At 42.1% G+C, this 604-nt stretch carries 1 protein-coding gene; it reads right to left on the bottom strand.

Translation table 11 applies throughout. The annotated features are described in order from the left end of the window. A partial coding sequence (locus ACFS5J_RS11160) for an Ig-like domain-containing protein (protein WP_379812250.1) occupies positions 1–604 on the bottom strand: 604 nt, incomplete at both ends.

Below are 604 nucleotides of genomic sequence, written 5' to 3'. Positions count from 1 at the left end.
CAATGCATCTGGACAACTTCCTGTTCCTGCAATAAAGTAAGATATTGTCGCCGTTCCAGGTCCTACTCCTGTAATATTTCCTGTTGCATCTACTGTGGCAACTGCCCCATTACTTGATGACCAAACTCCTCCTGCATCGCCACTACTTGTAAATGTAGTTCCACTTCCCTCACATATCTCTTGATTTCCGCTTAATGTTCCTGCTACTGGTGCTCTTGTCACCGTCACAGTTAATGTTGCAGTATCATCTGGACAACTTCCTAAACCAGCAACTGTATAAGATATTGTTGCTGTTCCGGCTGAAACTCCAGTTACTAATCCTGAAGCGTCAACTGTAGCTACTGCTGTATTATTTGATGACCAAACACCACCGGTATCTCCATTACTCGTAAATAATGTAGTATCTGACTCACAAATTCCTTGTATTCCACTTAATGTTCCTGCTGTAGGAGTAACTGCAACTGTTACATCTAAAGAAGATGAAGTGTCTACACATCCTCCTGTACCTAGAACCGTATATGTAATTGTTGCTGTACCGGCTGAAACTCCTGTAATAATTCCTGAAGCATCAACTGTAGCGATTGCTACATCACTTGAACTCCAA

It is taken from the genome of Flavobacterium chuncheonense (assembly GCF_042686145.1).
Taxonomy (GTDB): domain Bacteria; phylum Bacteroidota; class Bacteroidia; order Flavobacteriales; family Flavobacteriaceae; genus Flavobacterium; species Flavobacterium chuncheonense.
The sequence above is the reverse complement of the archived record's forward strand: the minus strand, read 5'-3'. Positions and strand labels throughout refer to the sequence as shown.